A 23,457-nucleotide genomic window follows, 5' to 3' on the forward strand; every position below is an offset into this window, starting at 1 on the left:
AATTATTTCTTCTTACCTTTTTCAGCACCATGACCTGAGTATGTTCTAGTTGGAACAAATTCACCTAACTTGTGACCAACCATATCATCAGTTACATAAACATCAATATGTTGGTGACCATTGTGAACTTGGAATGTTAAGCCTATAAAACTTGGGAAGATGGTTGATCTTCTTGATCAAGTTTTAATTGGCTTCTTTGGCATTTTTCCTTCTAAAATAGCATCTACTTTTTTAAGTAAGTGTTCATCAGCAAAAGGGCCTTTTTTAAGACTACGAGCCATTATTTAGAGTCCTTTCTTCTTCTTAAAATCAATTTTGTTGAAGATTTCTTAGTTTTTCTTGTTTTAACACCAAGAGCTTTTTTACCTCAAGGAGTTAAAGGAGCCTTACGTCCAATAGGTTGCTTACCTTCACCACCACCATGTGGGTGATCGATTGGGTTCATAACAGAACCACGAACTGTTGGACGAACACCTAAATGTCTACTTCTACCAGCTTTACCTAAAAGAACTAATGAATGTTCACCGTTGCCAACTGTACCAATTGTTGCACGACAACGTGCTAAAATTCTACGCATTTCGCCTGATTTAAGACGTAATACTACATATTTACCGTCATCATCTTTACCTAAGATTTGTGCAGATGTTCCTGCACTTCTAGCGATAATTCCGCCACCACCAGGTTGCATTTCAACGTTGTGTACAAATGTACCTTCAGGAATATTTGAAAGAGGTAATGAGTTACCTACTAAAATATCAACATTGTTTCCTGAAACAACTTTTTGACCAACTTTAATACCTTCAGGTGCTAAAATGTATCTTTTTTCACCATCAGCATATGCTAATAAACAAATATTTGCCGATCTGTTTGGGTCATATTCGATTGATTTAACAGTTGCTGGAATATCGTCTTTGTTACGTTTAAAGTCAATAATACGATAGTATCTCTTTACACGGCCACCTTGGTGTCTAACTGTAATTTTACCTTGGTTGTTACGACCTGAATTTTTCTTTAAAATCACTAATAATGATTTTTCAGGTGCGTGACCGCTTAGATTTTTTGAATAATCTAGAGATGACATATTACGGCGACCATTTGTAACTGGCTTGTAATGTTTAACTGCCATTTCTAATATTTCTCCTTGCTTAAAAATAGTTGAGGAATTCATCTTTTAAGCAAAATTAATCCTCAGTAAATTTATTTTTCTTCTTTTTCTTTAGTTGCAGATGATTTTTTAGCTTTCTTAGCAGCGATTTTTTCTGCTAATTTAGCTTCTTTTTCTGCATTCTTTTCTTTTTCAGCTTTAATAGCTTCAGCTTTTTCTTTTTCAATTTTAGCATTATCTTGTTTTTCTTCTTCTTGTGGGTAGAATGAAATTGAATAGCCGTCAGCTAACTTAACAAAAGCTTTCTTGTATTTGTTTGTAAATCCGTGGAAACGACCTAAATTTTTAGGTTGCTTGTCAACTTTAAGTGTGTTAACTGATAACACCTTAACTTTAAAGATGAACTCAACAGCTTTTTTAATTTGAAACTTGTTAGCTGCTCAATCAACTTCAAATGTGTACACATTTTTGCCTAAAGCTTCGTTTGACTTTTCAGTAAGAACTGGACTTTTAATAACACGAGTTATTTCCATTATTTAATTCTCCCTTCAAAGTTTTCATAGCCTTCAGTTGAAAGTACTAAAACATCAGCTCAAATTAAGTTTTCAACAGATACAGATGTTGGTTTTACACAAATTACATTTTGTAAGTTTGCAACTGATTTATAGGTAACTTCGTCATTTGTAGCAATCAAAATGTGCTTTTGTTCTTTAATACCTAGTTCGCTTAATTTGTTAATAGCAGCTTTTGTTGAAATTGATTCTAATTTGAAGTCATCAACAACAACAGCTTTGCTTTGTGCTAATAAGGTTAAGGCTGAAACAAAAGCATTGAAACGAACTTTCTTGTTGACTTTAAGTTTGTAGTTTCTAACTGGTGTTGGACCAAATGCTCTACCACCACCTACTCATATTGGTGATCTAGTAGAACCAGCACGTGCTCTACCTGTGACTTTTTGTCTTCAAGGTTTTTTACCACCACCACGTACTTCAGCACGGCTTTTTACATCATGAGTACCTTGACGTCTTGAAGCTCTGTCTGAAATAATGGTGTCAAAAATTGCTTGTGAGTAAATTTTGTCTGATGCAAATAACTTAGGATTAAGTTTAGATGTATCAAATTCCAATTTTGTACTCTTTTCAAATTTTTCAGCACTAACAGCAGGCTTTTTAACTGTTTCTTTAGCTTCCGAAGCTGCTTTAGCACTTGTAGCTTTTTTAGTTGTAGTACTTGTTGACTTAGTGTTTTCAGCTGCTACAGTTTTAGTTGTGCTTTTTGCACTTGTAGTTGTTTTTTTAGCAGCTGGTTTTTTAGCTGCTGTTGTAGAAGTTGTTGTAGAAGTTTTCTTTGTACTTGAAGTTTCTTTAGCAGCAGTTGCTTTTTTAGCTGCTGGTTTTTTAGCAGTTGAAGTAGATTTCTTGGTTGTTGTTTTCATTTCTTTTTCTAAATCAGCCATTATTTATCTCCTTCAGCAGCTTGTTCTTCTTCAGCTTTGTGAATTAATGGTTCTAATTCAGCTGAAGTCATACCAACTGTAACTTCAATATTGAATTTCTTAGCTTTTTCAATAAGCTCATTCATCTTAACAACTTCTTTAACGTCAACTAACTTTATTGCTTCCTTAGTTGGAAGACCTTTAACAGCTTGCTTAATAATCACAAATGATTTTTTAGCACCTGGAATTGAACCTTTAACTAAAAGTAGGTTGTTCACTGTGTCAACTTTAACAATTTCCAAGTTTTGTACTGTTGTTTTTTCTGAACCTAAGTGACCTGGCATTGTCATACCTTTAACAACACGGTTACCCGATATATCACCAAGAGAACCAGTTTGTCTAACAGGTTGACTACCACCACCACCACCGTGTGATTTAGGTCCTATGTGTTGATTCCATCTTTTAATTGTTCCGGCAAATCCTTTACCTTTAGAAATACCGGTAATGTCAACTAGTTCGCCAGCTGAAAAAATGCTTGCGTTAACTTCTTGACCTAATTCATAGCCTTCCATGCCACGAATTTCTTTAATGTATTGCTTAGGTGTTGTTTTAGCTTGAATAAATTGACCAGCTAATGGTCTGTTTACTCTCTTAGCTTTTTTCTCCACAGTAGCTAATTGTGTTGCAACATAACCATTTTTTTCTACTGTTAGAACTTTTGAAACAACATTTGGTTTAACTTCAATAACAGTAACTGGTATTCTTTGACCAAGCTCTGTGTAGATTTGTGTCATTCCAACCTTACGTCCTAAGATTCCTTTCATATTCATCTCCTAATCTAATTTTTGATGACCATAGCTTGTATTAAAGCAAGTTGGATTTATTTTTGTGAAACTTGAATTTCAACACCTGAAGGTAATTCAAGTCTTTTAAGTTTGTCAATTGTTTGTTCACTAGGGTTAATAAAAACAATCAATCTTTGGAAAGTTCTACTTTCAAACTGTTCACGTGACTTTTTGTTAATGTGAACTGATCTTAAGATAGTAACCACTTCTCTTTTGGTAGGAAGTGGAACCGGACCACTGAATTTAGTATTGCTTTTGGTTGCTAATTCAATTATTTTTTTAGCCCCAAAATCAGCTAATGAGTGATCAAAACTTTTCACTTTGATATTAACTTTACTCATGTTGCCTCCTTTGTTCATAAATGAACCTTACTCCACAAAAATTTCTTAGTTATCCATAGACAACAAAACGGCTTAACTAACAACCTTTTGCTTCTTAGTAAATGTTGCATTTACAATTATAGTCAAAAAGTATTTTTTTGTTAGTTTTTATTTAATAATTTTTTGAAATTAAAATTTTAGACTTAAAATAGGCCAAAAATGCACTAAAATCGTTTGTTTTACTCACTAAAATTAGCTATTTTTAGCAGCATTCCAAACTCACTTAAATCTCTGAGACACCAAAAAGAGTTGTAAGTTTTCTAAACACTAGATATTTATCTATTTTACACTTAAAAAATCAATTAGGCAGAAACAAATATATAAATATAAAATTAAATACTTAACTATTAATAATATGTATGTAAATTGTAGGAAAAAATAAAAATAATGCTTTTGTTTCGAAAATACTTTGATATATTAATGTGTTTATAATACAAATAAACCAGTGGAATTTTATTTTATCCTTTATTTATAGGGCAATAGGTATGAAAATATAAAATTTGGCTATAAATTTAGTAATATATAAATAGGATAAATAAATATCTTGCTGTGATTATTCAGAAGGGAAAATCAAATGACTAAAAAAGAATTTGTCAAGGCAATCGCTAATAAAATGGAAGTTTCAGTAAAAAGGGCAGATCAATTTTTTGACGCTTTTGTATTCGTACTTAAGGAAGAATTAATTGCCGAAAGCAAAGTACAACTTTCATCTTTAGGTATTTTTGAAACAAAAATTAGAAGGGGTCGTGATACTATAAATCCTTTTACAATGAGTGAGTTATCAGTGCCTGAAAAACGTGTTATTAAATTTACTCCTTCTAAATATCTAAGAGAGCTAGTTAACTTCTAATTTTAATAGCTATTTAAATTAATATTAAGAATAAATATAGGGCAAAAAGTCTATTATTCCAGGATAAGTAAGCGGAATTCTTTTGCCTATTTTTTTTATTCATTCATACCTATATTGGTTTTTGTTTTCAATTGTCATAAAACTTTCATAAGAGAGCAGATAAAACTCATCATATAAGCCGAAAAACACTATCAAAAAGGCCAGTCCGCCATTTTTATGTATCTCTTTAAGATACTTTTTTTGATGCTCTTTTATATTGCTTCTTGCTAAAAATGATTCATTTGTGCTCTTAGCTTCAAATGCCAAAAATCTCCCTTTATAGCAGCCTATGTAATCAACCGTTGATTTTTTATAAACAAAAGCGTTAGAAAGCAGTAATTTATTTTCAGAATTAGTTATGTTGCTAAATTTAATTGGCAAGCCTTTTTTCTCAATAAAAGCTATATGATTATAAGTATAGTAATCAATTGTTTGGTTAATAATAGTTTCTAATAGCATACCTCTGTTTTTGTGCATACTTTTATATTTAATCTTTGATAGTCTCTATATAAAAGTGAACAAAAACAGGAAAAAAGCACCCTTTTTCCCATTTTTTTCCTAGTTTGCTTATAGTAGTTCATTTTGCAAATTATTATTATGAAAGGAATTAATAAATTAATACATGAAAAATGAAAATAACGAAAACAATAAACAAATGGATTTAATAAAAAGCACATTAAATGAAATCACAAGAAAATTTGGGCAAGAAGCTATTATGATGTTTAATCAAGATTCAATTGATGAGCAAGTAGAAACCTTTTCATCTGGCAGTTATTTATTAAATAGTGCACTTGGCATTGGTGGCTATCCTAAAGGCAGAATAGTCGAAATCTATGGGCCAGAAAGCAGTGGTAAGACCACTCTTTGCCTTCATGCAATTGCTGAAGTGCAAAAGCAAGGTGGCATAGCAGCTTTTATTGATGCTGAGCATGCAATTGATCCACTTTATGCACGAAATTTAGGCATTGACTTGAACACACTTATTTTAAGCCAACCTGATAGTGGTGAACAGGCTATGGAAATAGTTGATATTTTAGCTAAATCAGGGGCTGTTGACTTAATTGTAGTTGATAGTGTAGCTGCACTTGTGCCTATTGCTGAATTAGAAGGCGAAATGAGAGATATGCAAGTTGGTGTGCAAGCTAGATTAATGTCAAAAGCTTTAAGAAAAATTACAGGCAACTTGCATAAAAATAAAACAACGGTTATTTTTGTTAACCAAATAAGAGAAAAAATTGGTGTGATGTTTGGCAATCCCGAAACAACAACAGGAGGAAGAGCACTTAAGTTTTATGCTTCAATAAGACTCGAAGTAAGAAAAACTACTTCTATTACTGAAGGAAAAGATATCACAGGTAATGAAATAAAAATTAAAGTGGTTAAAAACAAATTAAGTGCTCCTTATAAGAGTTTTACTACCGAAATTTTATTCTCTAAAGGTATTGATGCTACAGGTGAATTAATCGAATTATCCTGTGAAAAAGGCATATTTGACAAAAAGGGTGCTTGATATGCATATCAAGGCAAAAACATAACTCAAGGCAAAAGAGCTCTTAAAGAATTTTTAGAAAACAACTTAGAATTTAAACAAGAAATAGAAAAATTAGTGCTGTAAATAAACAATAAACAAAGCCATAATCTTACTAAGTGTTAAAATAATGTAAGTGTATTTTGCTAATTTGCTATTGGAGAAGCGTTTAATGGAAAATAAAGAGCTTAAAATCTTATTTATTGGTGATATTTTTGGCACACCAGGCATTGAAATGGTTGAAAAACATTTATCAAAATTAAAGTCAGACTATGATGCAGATATTGTTATAGCCCAAGGAGAAAATGTTTCTGGTAGAAAAGGCCTAGAGCAAAAAGATTATTTAAGACTTAAAAAGGCCGGTGTAGATATTATAACTTTAGGCAATCATGTGTGAGCTAAAAGTGATATATTGAACATCATCAATAACCCTGATTTAGTAAGACCAGCCAATATTGATGCAGGTTATCCAGGGAAAGGGACACAATTATATACACTCAAAAATGGCATAACTTTCCGTGTTACTTCATTAATGGGCATAACTTTTAATAAGCTTCTTAAACCTTGAACGCAAGAAGTAGCCAATAGCTTCTTCGATACTATAGACTCAATTAGACAATATCAACAAAGAGCAGACTTTCACTTTATTGACTTCCATGCTGAAACAACAAGTGAAAAATATGTATTAGGTTTATATTTAGATGGCTTAGTAGATGCTGTCTGTGGCACACATACGCATGTGCAAACAAATGATGCACATATATTGCCTAATGGTACTTGTTTTATTACTGATGCAGGTATGACTGGGCCATATAATTCTGCTATTGGTGCTAATTTTGAAGAAGTTTATCGTCATATGCGTTTTGAAGAAAAAGTTCTTTTTACTACTTCAAATAATCCAAGTCAGTTTAATGGTGTCTTTTTGCACTTGCATAGTGATAAAAGTAAAAACAAAATTGTTCCTATTACAATTCTCCCAGAGCAATAATAAAAAAGCGAGAATTCCTCGCTTTTAATTTATGCTTTTAGTGCTATAAAACAGGGATATTAGTTTGCTTTAAGCTCTAAGCTTTTCTTGCTATCAAAAGCTTTTACAAATTCAGTAATTAAATCTAAAGTTGCCTGAATATCAGCTAAAGAACATACGCCAATAGGCGAATGTAAATATCTTTGTGGAATGCTTAAAGTTATAGTAGGAACGCCACCAATACCATATTGTAAAACAGCACCATCAGTTCCGCCGCCTTCAGCTATGTATTTATAAACTGGAATGTTTTTTTCTTTAGCAATTTCCGTTAGCATATTAACTAATTTTGGATCTGTCATAACAGCAGCATCTTGAATTAATAATGCTACACCCTTACCTAATGATGGCACACCTTTGATGCAGCCTGTTGTATCATGTGAAGCACCTGTATCAATCGCAAAAGCTACATCAGGATTAATGAGTGAAACACTAGTTTTAGCCCCTCTGCATCCTACTTCTTCTTGCACTGAGCCAACTAAGTATAGATCGTTAGCTAAATCAATATCTTTAATTCTGTTAGCAAGCATATCTAAAACAGTAACACCAGCTCTGTTATCCATGGCTTTGCCGCCAAGAAGGTCGTTTTTTAATTCAATTGTATCGCCAGACATATAAATTCTGTCTCCAACTTCAATACCGAAATCAATAGCTTCTTGTTTACTTAAAAATCCACAATCAACATATAATTCTTTTTCTAATGGTGCCTTAGTTTTTTTATCAGCTTCTAAAATGTGAATTGATGTGTGTCCAAAAACACCAACTGCTTCTTTATTATCCCTATTTGTGACAACTTTAGCTTTTGTACCAATAACTGCTGTTGGTCAAATGCCGCCAACAGATGAAACTAATAAATTACCGTTATCCTCAATGTTTCTAACCAAAAAGCCAACTTCATCCATATGTGCAGCTATCATAACTTTAGGTGCATTGGCAACTTTTGATTTTTTAGTAATTATTAATGAGCCAAATCCATCACGTGAAAAGTCAAAATTTTGACTTTTTATGTTTGCTTTTAATTTTTCAACAACTGGCTCTTCATATCTTGACATAGCTTCAATAGACATATACTCTATTAATTTAGTTTTTAACTCATCATATTTAGACATCTTGTTCCTTTATACTTTATTTTAGTTTTTAAAAGTTTGTTATTTAATTATAAATTTATAAATTTAAATGCCTTGTAAATAATCTTATTAATTCAAATATATGCTAGCATTTTTGTTTTATTTAACTAAAATAAGCAAAATTATTAGATAATTAAAAAATATGGCACAAATTAGAATTGAAAAATATATTGCAGACTTAACTAACTTAAGCAGAAATGAAGTTAAAAATAAGTTAAAGAAAAAAGCAATCAAAGTTAATGGAGTTATACTAACTAAATTAATAAAAATTGATCCTGAAAAAGATGTTGTTGAGCTAGATAACGGCATCTTAAAATATGAAAAATTTCAATACTATATGTTCAATAAACCAGCAAATTTTATTTGTGCTAATAGCGATTCTGAAGAGGCAACTATTTTTGACATTGTTGGCTTGCCTGCAGAAAAATTTTTCTCCTTTGGCAGATTAGATAAAGATACAGAAGGACTTTTGATATTAAGCAATGACGGCCAAATGTGCCATAGATTGCTAAGTCCTAAAAATCATGTACCTAAAAAATATTATGTAAAAGTTGATAAAAAAATTGATAGTGAAATTTTACTTAATAATAGCCCAATAAAAATAAATGATGACTTCGTTGTTTCAAAATATATTTTGGAACTTATTGATGATAAAAGCTGTTTTTTAACAATTTATGAAGGAAAATTTCACCAAATCAAGCGAATGTTTGGCTCCCTTGGTTTTTCCGTTTTATACCTAAAACGTGTAGAATTCGGAAAATTGAAGCTTGATAATAATTTAAAATTAGGTCAGGTTAGAAAACTTAGTGAAGATGAAGTTAAGCTGTTAGAATCTGCATAAAAAACAAGAAAAGCAGGCAAAATACCTGCTTTTTTGCGCTCAATTTAATTAATTATTCAGCATTTGTGCTGTTTTGAACTCTTGTTGGGTAAACTGAAGCATAAACTCTGTTTCTTCTACGTTCAAATTTTACGTAGCCTGTAATAAGTGCATAAATAGTGTCGTCATTACCACGCCCTGCATTTACACCTGGGAAAATTTTTGTTCCTCTTTGACGGAAAATAATTGACCCAGCTGTGCAGAATTGTCCATCGCCTAATTTAATACCTAATCTTTGGCCGCGACTATCACGACCGTTTCTAGTAGAACCACCGGCTTTCGTGTGTGCCATAGCTAATTAACCTACAATTCCTGTTATTTTAACACGTGTATAAGGTTGACGATGTCCTAATTTACGTTTGTGTGTTGACTTTGCATTGTGACGATATACAACTATTTTTTTAGCTTTGCCTTGTTTTTGGATCTCTCCAATAACTTTTGCACTTTCTACATAAGGTTTACCAATTTTATTGTCAAGAAGTAACACTTTATCAAAAGTAACTTTTGATCCTTCTGCCCCTTCAATTTTTTCAATAAAAATTGTTTCACCTTCTTTAACTAGAATTTGTTTACCACCTGTTTCGATTATTGCTATCATTTAGCATAACCTCCTATTTGTGGCTCATCTTTAAGGTAATTATTTTAAAAAAATAATATTTAAACCTGTTCAGAATGGTTACAAAAGTAACTCTTTTATTTTAATACAAAAATCTAGTTATGAGAGTATTTTTTATGTTATTTTATGCTTTTATGCTTCTTGAGTTATTGATGAACATTGTAATACTAATAACTTACATAAACAGGATGATATACAGGCTGTACATTTTTAGAACTTGCTACGCTTGCTTTTGTTTCATTTGTGTCTCATTTTGAACTTCCTGTGCTTGTTACTTCTCCTTTTTTAGCTTTAGAAAGTTTTACTAATGACACAATTTTAGTAGCTATTGTCACAATTGCAGAAACTCCGGCAAGAGCGGCAGTTATAGAAAAACCACCACGAATATGCTTTTCTTGATTTTCATCAAGCTTAACAAATTTATTTTGTTCCATTTTCCTCCTTTCATTTATTTAATTAGGCAATTTGTGTTCAAAAGCACAAAAAAGAAAAAAATTGGGAAAATCCCAACTTTTTTCCAAACTTTTTTCCTACTTTAATTGACTTCTTCTTAATTCTTCAATGTTTTCATTAAGTTTCTTAAGTTCTTGGAGTATTAATTCATCTGTTGTTGGAGCAGCAACAACCACAACAGGTGGATTCTTCTTAGCCTTTCTTGCTTCAACTGCATTCTTAATCAAGAAATAAAGGATTAAGAAAAGGAAAATAATAAGAGCAACAATGATAAATGAAATTAATGCTGCTAAGAACTTCCCAATTAAAACAGGGCCAGCTTTTAGTTCAGAAACTGCTTGTACATTGAATAAAGAAGCTATCGCAGCCATTATCACATCGTTTGCTAATGAGCTAATAACTGCATTGAATGAAGCACCAATTAAAACACCAATTGCTAATAGTAGCATATTGCCACGTTTAACTGATGCTCATGCGTCGTTTACTGATTTTTTGAACATAATATAATTATATTAAATTCAGGGCAAATTATTATCATAATTTTGAGCATATTAACCAATGATACTATAAAACAGGTATATTAGTTAACATATTGTTTTTGCGAATAGCAGTTAGATTAATAATGACTTCTAAAGTTGGAGTTTAATCAAACAAATTCTTTTGCTAATTAAGCAAAATAAAAATGAGAGCATAATTTCTCATTTTACTGACTATTATTTTTAGCAATTGTTTCCGCTACTTTTTCTCTTAAAGTATGTAACTTTCCAGGAGTCTTATGATACGCATTATCTCCTAATTTTTCAATTAACACTTTTGCCTGTGGATCATCTGATCTAACGCTTGTGTCAACTAAAGCAACATGTAAAATTCTGTCATGCAACTTGTATGCTGATGAATGAACGTTAATTATAGTATTTGAAGGAAATTCATCATCAATAACTTGTTCATTAACTTTTTGATATTTAGGGTCAAAAATTTGTCCTTCAATTGGTTTAAGTTCTACAAAATTATATTTTTTAAACATTTCATCAAATTGTCAAGTAATCATTCTATAACCCTTAGAAAAAGCTTTTAATTTTGGATCATCAAGCAATTCAGCCTGCATTTCTGAACTTAAACTAGTTACTTTGTATAAACTATAATAATTAACAAATTCTTCAAAAAACTTTTGCAATGCATATTGCTCAACTTCTTTTTTTAATTCATTAGGGATAACAACCGCTTTTGGGCCTTCTTTTTCTTTTTCTAATAAGATTTTTAGTAACTCATTCTGTTTAATAAGCTTTTCATTCTCAACAAAAAGCGAAAGAATTCTTTCTTGTGCTTTTGCTAATGGATCATCATTTATTTCTTCTTGACTTTTGTTTTCACCCTCACTTGTATCTAATGCTTTTTGTTTTGTTAGCTCCTCATAGTTTTTTAAAGTAACCTCAAAAAAGAGTTTTTGATTTCTATATTTTTCATTAGGATGATTTTTAGGAATTTTTAATTGAAATTTGTAACTTGGTTCAATTTCATTGTGTAAAAACTTATCATCGAAGTTTTGTAAAAAATTATTTTTTCCTAAAACTAATTCATGATCCTTTATGCAAAAAGGCTCTATGAGCTCTTTTTTAGGAGAATATGCATCAATATCTACTATTAAGATGTCGCCTTTATCAAAAGTTTTTTTAAATTCACTAGCTTTATTCACATTTTCTCCTTTATTCATCATATTCATTTATCAACTCTTCTAATATTTCTAAAGCGGAAATACCTTTAGCATAATTCATTCTGTTGGTGCCAACTAATGAAATTTCTTTAATTTTGTTATTTTGCAACTTTTTGGCTATGAATGTACTATGATCGCTGCATATAGCTATTTTTATATTTCTATTTTGGTCTGATATTTCAGAATCAATTATTTCTCAAATAGATTCATTTTCAATCTTGTGCAATATTTTTAGTAAATCTTGTCTTGAAATTTCATCAGCTAAAATGATATTGTTTCTGCCATAAATATTATTTTTATTAACAAATGTAAAATGGAAAACTTGATTTATGTACTCTTCTAATAATGTTTCATAATTTTTTATTGATTCAGATAGTATAGGTCATAGTGCTTTAGCAGATGAAGCTAAATTAATTAATGATGAATTTACAAGTCTTTGATTAAATACTTTAGTCGCAATTGCTAAGTCATTCATCGAGTACATTTCTTTATTAATGTTTATGTTATTAGTAGTTGTTTTGTTATACGAATCAGTTATTAATACTATTCCCTCTCTATCAGACAAAGGAACTAATTGCAAGTTTTTAAGTGTTGCATTTTCATTATTTTCAGTAGTAACTAAAGTTACCCCAATAGATTCAGTTATTATTTTTGCTGCTTCTTCAACTGTATTTTCTATTGACACTCTTCTTCGTGCAAAAATGTCTTTTATTCTTTCTTTAAAGGCATTTGTGTCAAAATTTACTAAATACATTGCATAGTATTCATAACCTTTAGCTGAAGGAACCCTTCCACTTGATGTATGTGTTTTTTCTAAAAATCCATACTTTTCCAAATCATTCATTAAGTATCTAACTTTAGCACTAGAAAAATTTAACTTAAAATTTTCTAATAATGCTTGTGAACTAACAGGCACACCGTCTTCAATAAACATTTCAACAGTGTATTTCAAAACTGTTTTTAAGTCTGCAGTTAAACCAAAATCATCTTTTTTAAGCATAATATAATTATAAACTTTTTTAGCATATTAATAGCTAAAGTGCTAAAAAAGTAGTTCAGCGTAAAATGCTGTTTTATAGGCATATTTGTCTCTTGCAACTTAAAAGATGTTCACTTTAATAATTAGAGTGCTAAAAAAAGAACCTTGATGGTTCTTTGTTAAGAGTTTACTATTTTGCGCTCTTTTTAGCAAGTCTTTGGTTAAATTTGTCAATCATACCTGTTGCTTTTGTTTTTGCTCTGTCACCAGTATAAACAACGTGACATCCTGAACAAACATCGATTGAAATTGACTTTTTAGTTGTTCCAAATGTAAATTTTTTTGAACATGTTGAGCATGTTGCTTCAACAGTGTTGTATTGTGGATGTATATCTTTTTTCATAATATAATCTCCTAATCTTAACTATTTTGAATAGTGTTCGATAACAAAGTTTTCTTTAACATTTGGATTTAATTCACTTCTGTCAGGAAGTCTGTCAACTTTAGCTTCAAAGTTTTTAACTGTTAATCAAGCAGCAGCAGGTTTTGATTCTAAAGCAGCTTTAACTTGATTATTGTTTTGTGTCTTAGCTTTAAGTGTAATAACATCACCTACAGATATGTGCATAGAAGGAATGTCAGCATTTTTTCCATTAAGTTGGAAGTGTCCGTGTGCTACTAATTGACGAGCTTGTCTTCTTGTTGTTGCAAATCCTGCTCTATAAACAACATTATCAAAACGACTTTCTAAAAGTTGTAGTAAGTTTGTACCAGCAACACCTTTCATTTTGATAGCACGAGCATAAATTTTTTGTAATTGTTTTTCGCTAATACCGTAAATAAATCTTACTTTTTGTTTTTCATATAGGTGCAATCCATAGTCAGAAAGTTTAACACGTTTGTTACCATGTTGACCAGGTGCATAGGTACGTTTTTTGCCTTTTGAAAATTCTTTTTCGTTTTCTAAAATTGAAATCCCGTAACGACGAGCTTTTTTGAAAACTGGTCCTAAATATCTCATTTTTCCTCTTTCTGCATAAAAACATCAAAAGGAGACAATTTCTCTATTCTCGATGATTTTTTAATGATTTCGGTTTACAGCTAACTTACTTTCAAATCAATAGAAAATATCATATAGTGAATAAATAATTATCTGCTGTTAATTATGCAAAATAAATTTTATTATAAATTTGTAAAAATATAAGCAATTTTATAAGGCAAAATTGTGTAAACTGCAAGACACTAATAACACTGTTTTATAGGCTTTTTTGTTAAATGGTTTTTTGAACTAATCTTTTTTTAAATTAAGACTTTAATGATTTAATTACTTTATTTATTCATAAAGCCATTTTAAAATACTGAAATTTTCAGGAAACATTCTGCTTTGAATCTTCACTAAAAATATGATATTCAAAAACTATGTTCTCCTTTTCAGAATCATAGTAAATTGATACAGAATTTTTGCTGTTGTCAGAATAAAGCTTTAAAAGTGCATAATTACTCTCGCATCAAGACTTAAATATGACTACTTTGTTAAATAGTTTGCTTTCTAAATATTTATTTTCAATAATTGAAACTAAATTATTTAAATTGGCAAATTCAATTTTTTTATATTTCTTAATAACGTGTATACTGCCAAGATTTTCTTTGAGTGAGTTGTATTTGAATGACAGCAAATTGTTTCTGTTTCTGTAAATGTTAAGCATTCAAACTAAACATATTAAAAAATAGTAGTTATTATGAATTTTTGAGTATCTTGGATTAGCATTGATTTTTTCAAATGAGTATGCAAATAAGCAGTTTTCGTCATTTAATAATTCTTCAATAGTATCTGAATTGTAGTAAAAATATCTCATTTTATATTGCTTGATTAATTCAATTATTTGGCTACTTGCATTTGGCGGAATAACAACAAATAATTTTTTAATGTTTACCTGATTAGATCTTTTTAACTCTTCCACTAAAAAATCTAAGTACAGCAAAACTACCTGATCAAGCGAAAGATTTTTAAGCTTATAATCAATTAGAAAATCAGTTGCTAAATTAGAATAATTATCAATATAAATAATGCTTTGATAGTTTTTTAATTTTGGTAATAGGTTTTTAAATGTATCAAAAAATTTTCTGCTTTTGTTATTGCTTATTTTACTTTTTTTAATCTTAAAACTGGTATCGTAATTACTAAATAATTGCGAACATAACGATAGTGAATAATCATTGTTTACTAAAACCAAGCTTCTTGACTTATAACGAGGTCTTACATTAAAAAAAGCTTTAAGAATCTCTTCTTTTGATGCTTGTACTGATATTAAATGGTCAACATTTAATAGCTCAGCTTCATAATTAAGATCATTATCAACTGATTCTAATTTTTTGTTACTACAAAAACTATCATGTACTTTTTTTAAGATATCTTTTTTTACGTAAAACCTTGTTTTATAGTCATATATGACAATAGATATAAATTTTGAAGTTTTCGAAATTATAAATTTTACTACGTAATCAATTTTGTGCTTGTGGCATGCTATTTCATCAGTAGAAAAGTCTGTGCCAATATGAGAGTCGTATGAATAAACTTTGAAGTTTTTGACAGGTATATTTTTGATGTATTTGACTATTTTATAGTGCTTAAGGTCTCCTTGAAAAGACAATAAAATCTTTTGCTCACTTTTATTATCAAGTATTGAACAAATGTGTTCAAAAACTAAAGAACATGTTTGTTCACTTATTTGTTCTTTTGTTGTTGACTTTAAAATTAATGAGTTTCCTGTAATAGACATTAGGATTTTATTATTTAAATCACTGATCATTAAGCATATCCTTAAAATTAATCAATATCAATTTCTATAGTCTCTTCATTGATGTCGCCTTTATCTAAGAGAATTTCTTTAGTTTGATTTTTTATATCATCAATGAATTTTTCATCCTCAATAGTTTCATCTAAAGTTGAATCGCTTTCTAACTTAACAATCTCAACTGCTTGAATTTGCTCTTTCTTCTTTAAGTTGATTAACTTAACACCTTTTGTTGCTCTACCGGTTTCATTTATATCCTTGATAGGTATTCTAATTGTAAGACCGCTTGTTGTGATCATTAGAATCTCATCATGTGGATTAACAAAACGAGCAAAAACTAAATTACCTGCCTTATCACTGTTTATGCCAATAACACCTTTTCCGCCTCTGTGTACTAATCTAAAAAGACTGTGGTGGGTAATTTTACCAAAACCATTTTTGCCAATTGTTAAAATCAATTCACCTTCAGAACTTGATGATGCTGAAATACATGTCTCATCTTCTGCTAAAGTAATTCCTTTTACACCTGTAGCAATTCTGCTTAAAGCTCTGAATTCATTTGAGTGAAACTTAACAATTCTTTGTTTGCTATTAGCTAATAAAATTAGTTCATCATCATCAATAATTGAAGCACGAATAAGCTCATCTTCCTCTTTGAGGTTGAATGCACGCTTACCGTTTATATTGATAATTTGAAACTCTGAAAGACTGGTTTTTTTAATTATTCCTAATTTTGTTGCAGTGAATAAGTACTTATCATCGCTGTATTCATCAACAGCAAGCATTGAGATGACTTTTTCACCTTCATCAACTTTAAGTCTAGGAATTATGTTAATAAATGAAGTTCCTTTTGATTGTCTATTTAATTCAGGAATTTCATGAGCACGAATTCTATAAACTCGCCCATGGTTTGTGAAGATGAGCAAGTCTGTATGGGTTGTTGTTGTGATAATTGATGAAATATCATCATCATTGTATGTTTTCATTGTTGTTATACCAACTCCACCACGTCTTTGAGTCTTGTACTCTTCTAAATCAATTCTCTTTACATAGCCCTTTGTGCTAGTTGTTATAACAATATCTCTTTTGCTGATTAAATCTTCATCATTAATTGATGCACTAATATTTTTATCAATTACTGTTCTACGCTCATCAGCATATTTGTTTTTGATTTCAGTTAATTCATCAATGATTAGATCAATTAATAAATCTCTGTTAGCTAAAATGTTGGTAATTCTTTCAATTTCAGCAGCTAAATTTTGCATTTCTTCAATCATGCCATCAACAGCTAATCCAGTTAGTCTGCCTAAACGCATATCAACAATAGCTTTTGTTTGTTTTTCACTTAAATCAAACCTTGCTGATAGATTACTTTGTGCATCTTGATCAGTTTTAGATGATTTAATTATTTTAATTACTTCATCTATATTTTCAACAGCAATTTTTAGTCCTTCTAAGATATGCATTCTATCATTAGCTTTATTTAAATCAAATCTTAGCCTTCTAGTAACAACATTTTCTTGGTGTTTTAAATAAACTTCTAAGGCATATTTAATGTTTAATAATTTAGGCTCGCCATCAACTAATGCAACAAAATTAACATTGTAATTTGATTGAAGTGGAGTTTGCCTATAAAGCTTATTTAATATGATTTCTGGAACTTCACCTTTTTTAATATCAATAATTATTCTAATACCATTTCTGTTTGATTCATCACGTAAATCAGCTATACCTTCAATGGTTTTATCTTTCATTAATTGAGCAATCTTCTCAATAATTAAAGTTTTCTTTATTTCATATGGTATTTCCGAAACAATAATTCTGCTTTTACCATTTTGCAAGTGTTCAATTTTAGCAATTGATCTTACTGAAATAGAGCCTTTACCTGTTTCATAAGCCTCTTTAATTCCTTTTGTGCCCATAATCATAGCACCAGTTGGAAAGTCTGGCCCAGGAAGAAACTCCATAATTTCACTTATGCTAATTTCTGGATTTTTAGCTAAAGCAATAGTTGCATCAATAGTTTCGGCTAAATTATGTGGTGGAATGCTTGTAGCCATACCAACAGCAATTCCCGATCCACCTGAAACTAATAAATTTGGAAAACGTGAAGGAAGAACTGATGGTTCTTTTTCAGTTGCATCATAATTATCAACAAAATCAACAGTGTCTTTTTTAATGCCTTCTAACATTAAAGCAGCAACTTTAGACATTCTAGCTTCAGTATAACGCATAGCAGCAGCTTGGTCACCATCAATCGAACCAAAGTTACCATGGCCATCAATTAAAGGATATCTCATAGAAAAATCTTGAGCCATACGCACCATGGCTTCATAAACAGATGAATCACCATGTGGGTGATATTTACCTAAAACGTCTCCGACAATTCTAGCGCTCTTACGATGTTGAGTACCACTTGTTATGCCTAATTCACTCATATCATAAAGTATTCTTCTATGAACAGGTTTTAATCCGTCTCTAGCATCAGGCAAAGCACGAGAAACAATAACGCTCATTGCATAATCTAAAAATGAGACTTTCATCTCTTTTGAGATTTGCATTGGAATTATTCCATCTTGCTCAATTTCAACTAATTTTGGCTCAACTTTATATTCTGGCTTATTTTGTGGAATATCTTCTTCATCTTCATCATTATTTTTGTTGTCTTTTGGCTTTTTGAAGGCTATAAAAAGTTCATCTGAAGAATCATTTTCTTCATCATAAGCTTCTTCATTTAATTTGTCACTATCATTGATTAATTTTTCTTTTTCATCATCATTTATTTTAGCCATAAGTAATTCTCTCCTTTATATTAAAAAAGGCGTAATATTATAAATATAATATTAATTTTACCAAAAAATCACTTTTTTGCATTATAAACTAAGCAAAATTTAGTGAGCATATAATATTGATTTGTACTACTACTAAAACATTTTAATTTTTAAGCATTTTTAAATTATTTGATTATATTTCGTTGAATAAATATTATTATATTTTTTGCTGTTTAATACTATGAAACAGGCTAATTAGTATAAACTAACAATAAGCAATTTTGCATTCAATTTTTGAAGTATCTTTTAGAATAAATAAAAAATTTAACTTTTCTAAGCAGAACTTTTATAATAGTTTAATTTTACATTTGTCTACTTGTCATACTACTGAATTTAGTATCAAAATCATAAGTTGAAAATTACATACTCTTTCCTTTCCTATTATAGGAAACAGATGATTTTGGAATCATTTAATAAAGTGAACTTTTTAGGGAAAAAAACGGCTATTTTCCCAACTTTTTATTGTGTTTTTTACTCTCGTATATTTTGCACTGACAAGCGAAAAATAAATTTCTATTGCAATTAGATTTAACTCAATTTTTATGTTGAAATTTAAATTGTATGATGGACTTCTGTTCTCATAATATTTGTGGTGTTCTAAGCAAAATCTAGTAGTGCACTATAGCAAAAAACACCAGCAGTTTGCTGATGCTTTTTTTCTAGAAGTAAAAATGCATAATAAACATTTATTTTCTGTACGAATGCAAAACCATTTTTCTTGCAATGTGTATTAATTGCCTATATTAAATTACATATTTCTTCTATACAAACATTTTCTCTAGCAATGTATTTTTAATATTTTTAAGACTGTTAAGCTTACGCTGATGAAGGGTGATTAGGGAGTCTAGGCTAGAAAATAGCTTAGCAATTTTGTTTTGTTCCTGTAAAACAGGCAGATTCAACAAATTATCTTCAAATTGCTTCAAATTGAGAGTATCTCTAACGGACTTATTAGAATTGTTGGCAACAATTTTATTGAAACATTCGCTTTTAAATCATAAATAAATAAAATCGGGGTTACTATTAGCAGAAACCTTAAAAACTTCATAAATTGGACTAACTAAGCCATTTATAGTGTTTTTAAACAATGCGATAGACCCTACATTGATTCTTGAAGGATTATAGGCAAATGTGTCAAAAGAAATAATTAATGAATTTTTCTTGTCCGCATAAACGGCCTTGCCACCTTCATCAAAAAATTCTTTTTGATCCACAAATCCTTCTTTATTAGACACTGAATAGCTAATTAAGGTTAAATTTTTGTCATTTTTTTGCCTATAAGGCAATAAAATACCCCTTGCTTTCCACTGTTCTCAAGCGTTAGTAAATTCTTTGAATCTTATGCTTGGAAATTGAGATTTTTCATCACAAAACATCTTATCAAGCAGTCTATTTTTAAGATTTTTTAAGCTAGAAAGCTTACGCTGATGAAGGGTGATTAGGGAGTCTAGGTGTGAAAATAGGGATGATATTTGAGATTGTTCTTCAAGATTTGGAATTAAATATTCAATTGAAGAAATAGATGACCAATTAACATAAATCTGAGTATTTCCTTGAGCTAAAAGGGTAATTTTTTCTCTACTATTTGAATTTAATAATGTAAAAATAAATTTTGATAAAAATCTATCTTTATTAATATCTATTTTTTGAACTCTCTGGTTGTAAACAAATTCATCATCTTTCTCTATTAATAAGGCTTTTCCGAGTATTTTTGCTTCTGAAGATTTATCATTAAGTATCATAACAATGTTGTCTTTTTTGAGAATTTTATCCTTAATAAATGGAGAATAATCTATTCTTAAGCCTTGATCATTATATGTGTTGTCTTCTGAAAAACTTCCTATACTAATAACTTTGTATTTGCCATTATTATTAAAAAAATTCTCTATAGAGCTTCCTCCAGTTGATGTGCCAAAATTACCTAACTTTTCCTGTTCTCAAGCGTTAGTAAATTCCTTAAATCTGATCTTAGGAACCAATAATTTTCCGCTCATAATTTACTTACCGCCTAAAATCTTAATAAGTTCATCAATGGCTTTCATATCACTTTCTTCACCTTTAAGATCTTTTAATAATTCAACTAACTCACGCTCGCTTGCTACTATTTGGTCATTAATATCTTCTAATGTGTCACTGTATTTTTCAGCTAATGATTCGATTTTAGAAATAAAATCATCAACAAGATTTATTCCTATTTGATTAATTTGCTCAATAATAGGAGTTGTTCATTTTTCAATTAATAACTCATAAAATTCATCACTAGAAAGACTTATATACTTGTTGTATGACTCTTCAGATAAGAAATTAGATAATTCCTTTTTGTCCTTATCAACTTTAGATATTTTGCTTCTAAGCAAACAAATACTTGTTAGCTTAAATTCTATGCTTTCTTGATTTAATGAATCTATGTCTTTTAGCATAGATTTATAGGCTTTTTCGATATTTTCATATTTAAATTTGTTAGCATCAAAATCATAAATTTCATCAGTTTTTTCTTCTTCAGAAATTGACTTCTCTAATTCATCTAATTCATTTTTAAGACTTTCAGATTCATCAAATTTATCACGCATTAGTCAGTATTTATCGCTAAAAAACTTTTCTTGAATTAATTCTAAGTTCAAAATATTTGATTTATATCCTTTAGCAGCACTTGATTTGCTTTTTCCTTCGATTTTTTCAATCTCACCATTTAAAATTTCAGATAAAGCATTAGTTTTATCTTCACTCTCTTGGTAATATTTACTTATTAGCTCAATGTCATCTTTGATTAAGTCAAAATTATTGACAAAAATTTGGTAAATGTCATACGCATCAACTAATGGAATGCTGTCCATATTTTCAAAAATATAGTCAGTTAGTGCTTCCTCAAACTCAACAAGATTAATATGCTCAAATTGTTCAACTGAGGTTACAAAATTTTTGAAAAACTTTAAAAATTTAGTGCCTTTTTTATCAAAACTATTGATGTATTCAGACACATTTCAATCACCTTTAATAGTTGAATTTATATCTTCTTTAGCAACTTTTAGTTCATAATAATTGTTTGCATTTATTTTGAATAATTTGTCCTTTAAGCCTGTAAATAAGCCAAAGAAGTTATCAAGCTTTTCTAACTCTTCCTTGCTTATACCACCATGCATTAGTGAATAAAGATCATGCTGTTCTTGTTTTTTAAAGTTATCAATATACCTAGAAATATTAAGATTGTAATCATTTGCAACAATTTCATCAAGCAACACACGACGTGAAAAGTTTTCTATTTCAATTCTGTTATTTACTACATCAGCAATTTTTTTAATGTGCGATTTAGAAAATTTGTTGTTTTTGCCTTCTTTAACATAAAGTTTTGAAGCATCAACGAATAAAATATCTTTTTCGCTTCTGTGTTTTTTAAGAATCATAATTATTGTTGGAATTCCAGTGCCATAAAACATATTGGCTGGTAGGCCAATAATTGTGTCTATTTGTTGTTTTTGAATCAAAGTCTTACGAATTTGGCCTTCAGAATTTCCTCTAAATAAAACTCCATGTGGCAAGACTATCGCCATAATACCATCAGGCTGCACATGATAAAGATCATGAAGTAAAAATGCATAATCTGCTTTTGTTTTAGGCGCTATGCCATATTCAATATATCTAGGGTCTAAAGTATGTTTTTCAGCATTTCAGTTTTGAGAATAAGGCGGATTTGAAACGACAGCATCAACTGATAAATGCTGATATGAGCTATAGTCATTATTTTCAAACATTGGTCAATCTTGCTCTAAAGTATCACCATTACGAGCATGAATTTCAGTTGGGCTGATGTTTTTCATAATCAAATTCATTCTAGTCAAGTTAAAAACTTCAGCTTTTAACTCCTGTGCATAATAGCTTACTGGACTATTACCACTGTTATATTTTTTAAACTCTTGGCCAATAGTTAAAAGCAGTGAACCTGAGCCACTTGTTGGGTCATAAACTTTAATAAATTCCCTGTCTTTTAAGTGATACGCAACTATTTTAGACATTAATTCTGATACTTCATGTGGAGTATAAAACTCACCAGCTTTTTTGCCAGCTGATGAAGCAAAACGGGCAATAAGATATTCATAAATGTAGCCTAAAACATCGTAATCTTGATTAGTTGAAGGAATATCATTAATAATATCTAGCAAGTCAGAAATTACTTTAGTTTGCTCGTTAGTCTCCGCACCTAGTTTGCTTAAATCTCTTTCAAATTTTGCAAATAAATCTTTAAATAATGATTTATGCGCATCATTAATGCTGTTATTAAAGTTATTAAAAGCTTGTTGAAAATTTTGAATATTAAAGCTGCTTTTGTTTTCTAATCATGCAATAAATAAGTCTGAATAGTCTATAAAATAGCCATTTTCGTCAATGCACTCTTTTTTTGCATCCTTGAATATTTCATAGTCGGCTTCTAAATTATCACCAGTATAAAAAGCACTAAAATTAGGCATATTGTCTAAATATTTGCTATCAAGATATTTAAGCTGATCTTTAGATACTCAATTCTTAATTAAATAATCAGTTTGTTTTTCGCACAAAAATTTATAAAGTATTAGCCCCAAAACATAGTCTTTATATTCATAAGCTTCTAATTTGTCTCTTAATTTATTGGCTGCAGCTCAAATTTTAGAACCTAATTTTTCCTTAGTTATCTTGTTGCCCATATACTCCCCTTTGCTATAAAAAGTTATAATATTTTAATTATATTAATTAAGTCATAAAAGCTGCAAAATATGACTTAAAAACTATGCTTTTATTTGTATTTTAAAAATTTAATTTTTTATCAGCAATGTGTGGGTTATCTAATTAACTAGCTTCAAAATTTAGTTAAAAACTGGCGTGAAGTT

The 23,457-nt window shown here is 29.9% G+C and carries 24 protein-coding genes; 4 read left to right on the top strand and 20 right to left on the bottom strand.

Going from position 1 to position 23,457, the window contains the following annotated elements:
- Window positions 1–2: 2 nt before the first annotated feature.
- From rpsS to rpsJ, 6 genes are all read right to left on the bottom strand, one after another.
- Window positions 3–281 (bottom strand): 30S ribosomal protein S19, encoded by a 279-nt coding sequence (gene rpsS / locus MAGA_RS03025; protein ID WP_004023956.1) that lies wholly within the window; start codon window positions 279–281, stop codon window positions 3–5.
- Complete coding sequence (rplB, locus tag MAGA_RS03030; RefSeq protein ID WP_013022168.1) at window positions 281–1,126, bottom strand: 50S ribosomal protein L2; 846 nt, start codon at window positions 1,124–1,126, stop codon at window positions 281–283. The genes rpsS and rplB overlap by 1 nt, the downstream gene beginning before the upstream one ends.
- Window positions 1,127–1,197: 71 nt before the next feature.
- On the bottom strand, window positions 1,198–1,638 hold the full coding sequence (gene rplW, locus MAGA_RS03035) for a 50S ribosomal protein L23 (protein ID WP_013022169.1): 441 nt from the start codon (window positions 1,636–1,638) through the stop codon (window positions 1,198–1,200).
- The gene (gene rplD, locus MAGA_RS03040) at window positions 1,638–2,540 is read right to left on the bottom strand and encodes a 50S ribosomal protein L4 (protein WP_013022170.1); all 903 of its coding nucleotides are present in this window, start codon (window positions 2,538–2,540) and stop codon (window positions 1,638–1,640) included. Before rplD ends, rplW begins: the two co-directional genes overlap by 1 nt.
- 20 nt (window positions 2,541–2,560) lie before the next feature.
- Window positions 2,561–3,364, bottom strand: a complete 804-nt coding sequence (rplC, locus tag MAGA_RS03045) for a 50S ribosomal protein L3 (RefSeq protein WP_013022171.1) — start codon at window positions 3,362–3,364, stop codon at window positions 2,561–2,563.
- A gap of 56 nt (window positions 3,365–3,420) precedes the next feature.
- The gene (gene rpsJ / locus MAGA_RS03050) at window positions 3,421–3,726 is read right to left on the bottom strand and encodes a 30S ribosomal protein S10 (RefSeq protein WP_041308762.1); all 306 of its coding nucleotides are present in this window, start codon (window positions 3,724–3,726) and stop codon (window positions 3,421–3,423) included.
- A 613-nt stretch (window positions 3,727–4,339) separates the two neighbouring features.
- On the opposite strand from rpsJ, the gene MAGA_RS03055 reads away from it, so the two are divergent.
- On the top strand, window positions 4,340–4,615 hold the full coding sequence (locus MAGA_RS03055; RefSeq protein WP_013022172.1) for an HU family DNA-binding protein: 276 nt from the start codon (window positions 4,340–4,342) through the stop codon (window positions 4,613–4,615).
- A gap of 24 nt (window positions 4,616–4,639) precedes the next feature.
- Here the strand turns inward: MAGA_RS03055 and recU are convergent, their stop codons facing one another.
- The gene (gene recU / locus MAGA_RS03060; protein WP_013022173.1) at window positions 4,640–5,131 is read right to left on the bottom strand and encodes a Holliday junction resolvase RecU; all 492 of its coding nucleotides are present in this window, start codon (window positions 5,129–5,131) and stop codon (window positions 4,640–4,642) included.
- Window positions 5,132–5,276: 145 nt separating this feature from the next.
- Between recU and recA the strand changes: the two genes are divergently transcribed.
- On the top strand, window positions 5,277–6,269 hold the full coding sequence (gene recA, locus MAGA_RS03065; RefSeq protein WP_013022174.1) for a recombinase RecA: 993 nt from the start codon (window positions 5,277–5,279) through the stop codon (window positions 6,267–6,269).
- A gap of 85 nt (window positions 6,270–6,354) precedes the next feature.
- A complete protein-coding gene (locus tag MAGA_RS03070; RefSeq protein WP_013022175.1) occupies window positions 6,355–7,170 on the top strand; it encodes a TIGR00282 family metallophosphoesterase in 816 nt (271 codons plus the stop codon).
- A 59-nt stretch (window positions 7,171–7,229) separates the two neighbouring features.
- Here MAGA_RS03070 and MAGA_RS03075 read toward each other — a convergent pair whose 3' ends face one another.
- Window positions 7,230–8,315, bottom strand: a complete 1,086-nt coding sequence (locus MAGA_RS03075; protein WP_013022176.1) for a M42 family metallopeptidase — start codon at window positions 8,313–8,315, stop codon at window positions 7,230–7,232.
- Window positions 8,316–8,475: 160 nt separating this feature from the next.
- Here MAGA_RS03075 and MAGA_RS03080 point away from each other — a divergent pair, with 160 nt between their 5' ends.
- A complete protein-coding gene (locus MAGA_RS03080) occupies window positions 8,476–9,174 on the top strand; it encodes a pseudouridine synthase (RefSeq protein WP_013022177.1) in 699 nt (232 codons plus the stop codon).
- 52 nt (window positions 9,175–9,226) lie between these two features.
- Here the strand turns inward: MAGA_RS03080 and rpmA are convergent, their stop codons facing one another.
- The 12 genes from rpmA to MAGA_RS03145 all read right to left on the bottom strand — a co-directional run bounded on the left by rpmA (window position 9,227) and on the right by MAGA_RS03145 (window position 23,274).
- The gene (gene rpmA, locus MAGA_RS03085) at window positions 9,227–9,505 is read right to left on the bottom strand and encodes a 50S ribosomal protein L27 (RefSeq protein WP_013022178.1); all 279 of its coding nucleotides are present in this window, start codon (window positions 9,503–9,505) and stop codon (window positions 9,227–9,229) included.
- 6 nt (window positions 9,506–9,511) lie between these two features.
- Window positions 9,512–9,811 carry a 50S ribosomal protein L21 gene (rplU, locus tag MAGA_RS03090; RefSeq protein ID WP_011949713.1) on the bottom strand — a complete coding sequence of 100 codons (300 nt, stop codon included), beginning with the start codon at window positions 9,809–9,811 and terminating at the stop codon, window positions 9,512–9,514.
- Between the two features lie 185 nt (window positions 9,812–9,996).
- On the bottom strand, window positions 9,997–10,263 hold the full coding sequence (locus MAGA_RS03095; protein ID WP_013022179.1) for a hypothetical protein: 267 nt from the start codon (window positions 10,261–10,263) through the stop codon (window positions 9,997–9,999).
- A 96-nt stretch (window positions 10,264–10,359) separates the two neighbouring features.
- Window positions 10,360–10,782 carry an MscL family protein gene (locus MAGA_RS03100; RefSeq protein WP_011949715.1) on the bottom strand — a complete coding sequence of 141 codons (423 nt, stop codon included), beginning with the start codon at window positions 10,780–10,782 and terminating at the stop codon, window positions 10,360–10,362.
- Window positions 10,783–10,985: 203 nt separating this feature from the next.
- A complete protein-coding gene (grpE, locus tag MAGA_RS03105; RefSeq protein WP_013022180.1) occupies window positions 10,986–12,002 on the bottom strand; it encodes a nucleotide exchange factor GrpE in 1,017 nt (338 codons plus the stop codon).
- On the bottom strand, window positions 11,986–12,993 hold the full coding sequence (gene hrcA / locus MAGA_RS03110) for a heat-inducible transcriptional repressor HrcA (RefSeq protein WP_013022181.1): 1,008 nt from the start codon (window positions 12,991–12,993) through the stop codon (window positions 11,986–11,988). The genes grpE and hrcA overlap by 17 nt, the downstream gene beginning before the upstream one ends.
- A gap of 169 nt (window positions 12,994–13,162) precedes the next feature.
- Window positions 13,163–13,375 (bottom strand): 50S ribosomal protein L31, encoded by a 213-nt coding sequence (rpmE, locus tag MAGA_RS03115; RefSeq protein WP_011949718.1) that lies wholly within the window; start codon window positions 13,373–13,375, stop codon window positions 13,163–13,165.
- 21 nt (window positions 13,376–13,396) lie between these two features.
- Window positions 13,397–13,993 carry a 30S ribosomal protein S4 gene (gene rpsD, locus MAGA_RS03120; RefSeq protein WP_004023975.1) on the bottom strand — a complete coding sequence of 199 codons (597 nt, stop codon included), beginning with the start codon at window positions 13,991–13,993 and terminating at the stop codon, window positions 13,397–13,399.
- A gap of 283 nt (window positions 13,994–14,276) precedes the next feature.
- Window positions 14,277–15,782: an MAG5620 family putative phospho-sugar mutase gene (locus MAGA_RS03125; protein WP_013022182.1), complete on the bottom strand. Its 1,506-nt coding sequence runs from the start codon at window positions 15,780–15,782 to the stop codon at window positions 14,277–14,279.
- A gap of 17 nt (window positions 15,783–15,799) precedes the next feature.
- The gene (gene gyrA / locus MAGA_RS03130; protein WP_013022183.1) at window positions 15,800–18,559 is read right to left on the bottom strand and encodes a DNA gyrase subunit A; all 2,760 of its coding nucleotides are present in this window, start codon (window positions 18,557–18,559) and stop codon (window positions 15,800–15,802) included.
- A gap of 800 nt (window positions 18,560–19,359) precedes the next feature.
- A complete protein-coding gene (locus MAGA_RS04365) occupies window positions 19,360–20,592 on the bottom strand; it encodes a restriction endonuclease subunit S (RefSeq protein WP_013022184.1) in 1,233 nt (410 codons plus the stop codon).
- Window positions 20,593–20,595: 3 nt separating this feature from the next.
- Window positions 20,596–23,274, bottom strand: a complete 2,679-nt coding sequence (locus tag MAGA_RS03145; RefSeq protein ID WP_013022185.1) for a type I restriction-modification system subunit M — start codon at window positions 23,272–23,274, stop codon at window positions 20,596–20,598.
- Window positions 23,275–23,457: the final 183 nt, after the last annotated feature.

The organism is Mycoplasmopsis agalactiae, from assembly GCF_000089865.1.
In the GTDB taxonomy this organism is placed as follows: domain Bacteria; phylum Bacillota_I; class Bacilli_A; order Mycoplasmatales; family Metamycoplasmataceae; genus Mycoplasmopsis; species Mycoplasmopsis agalactiae_B.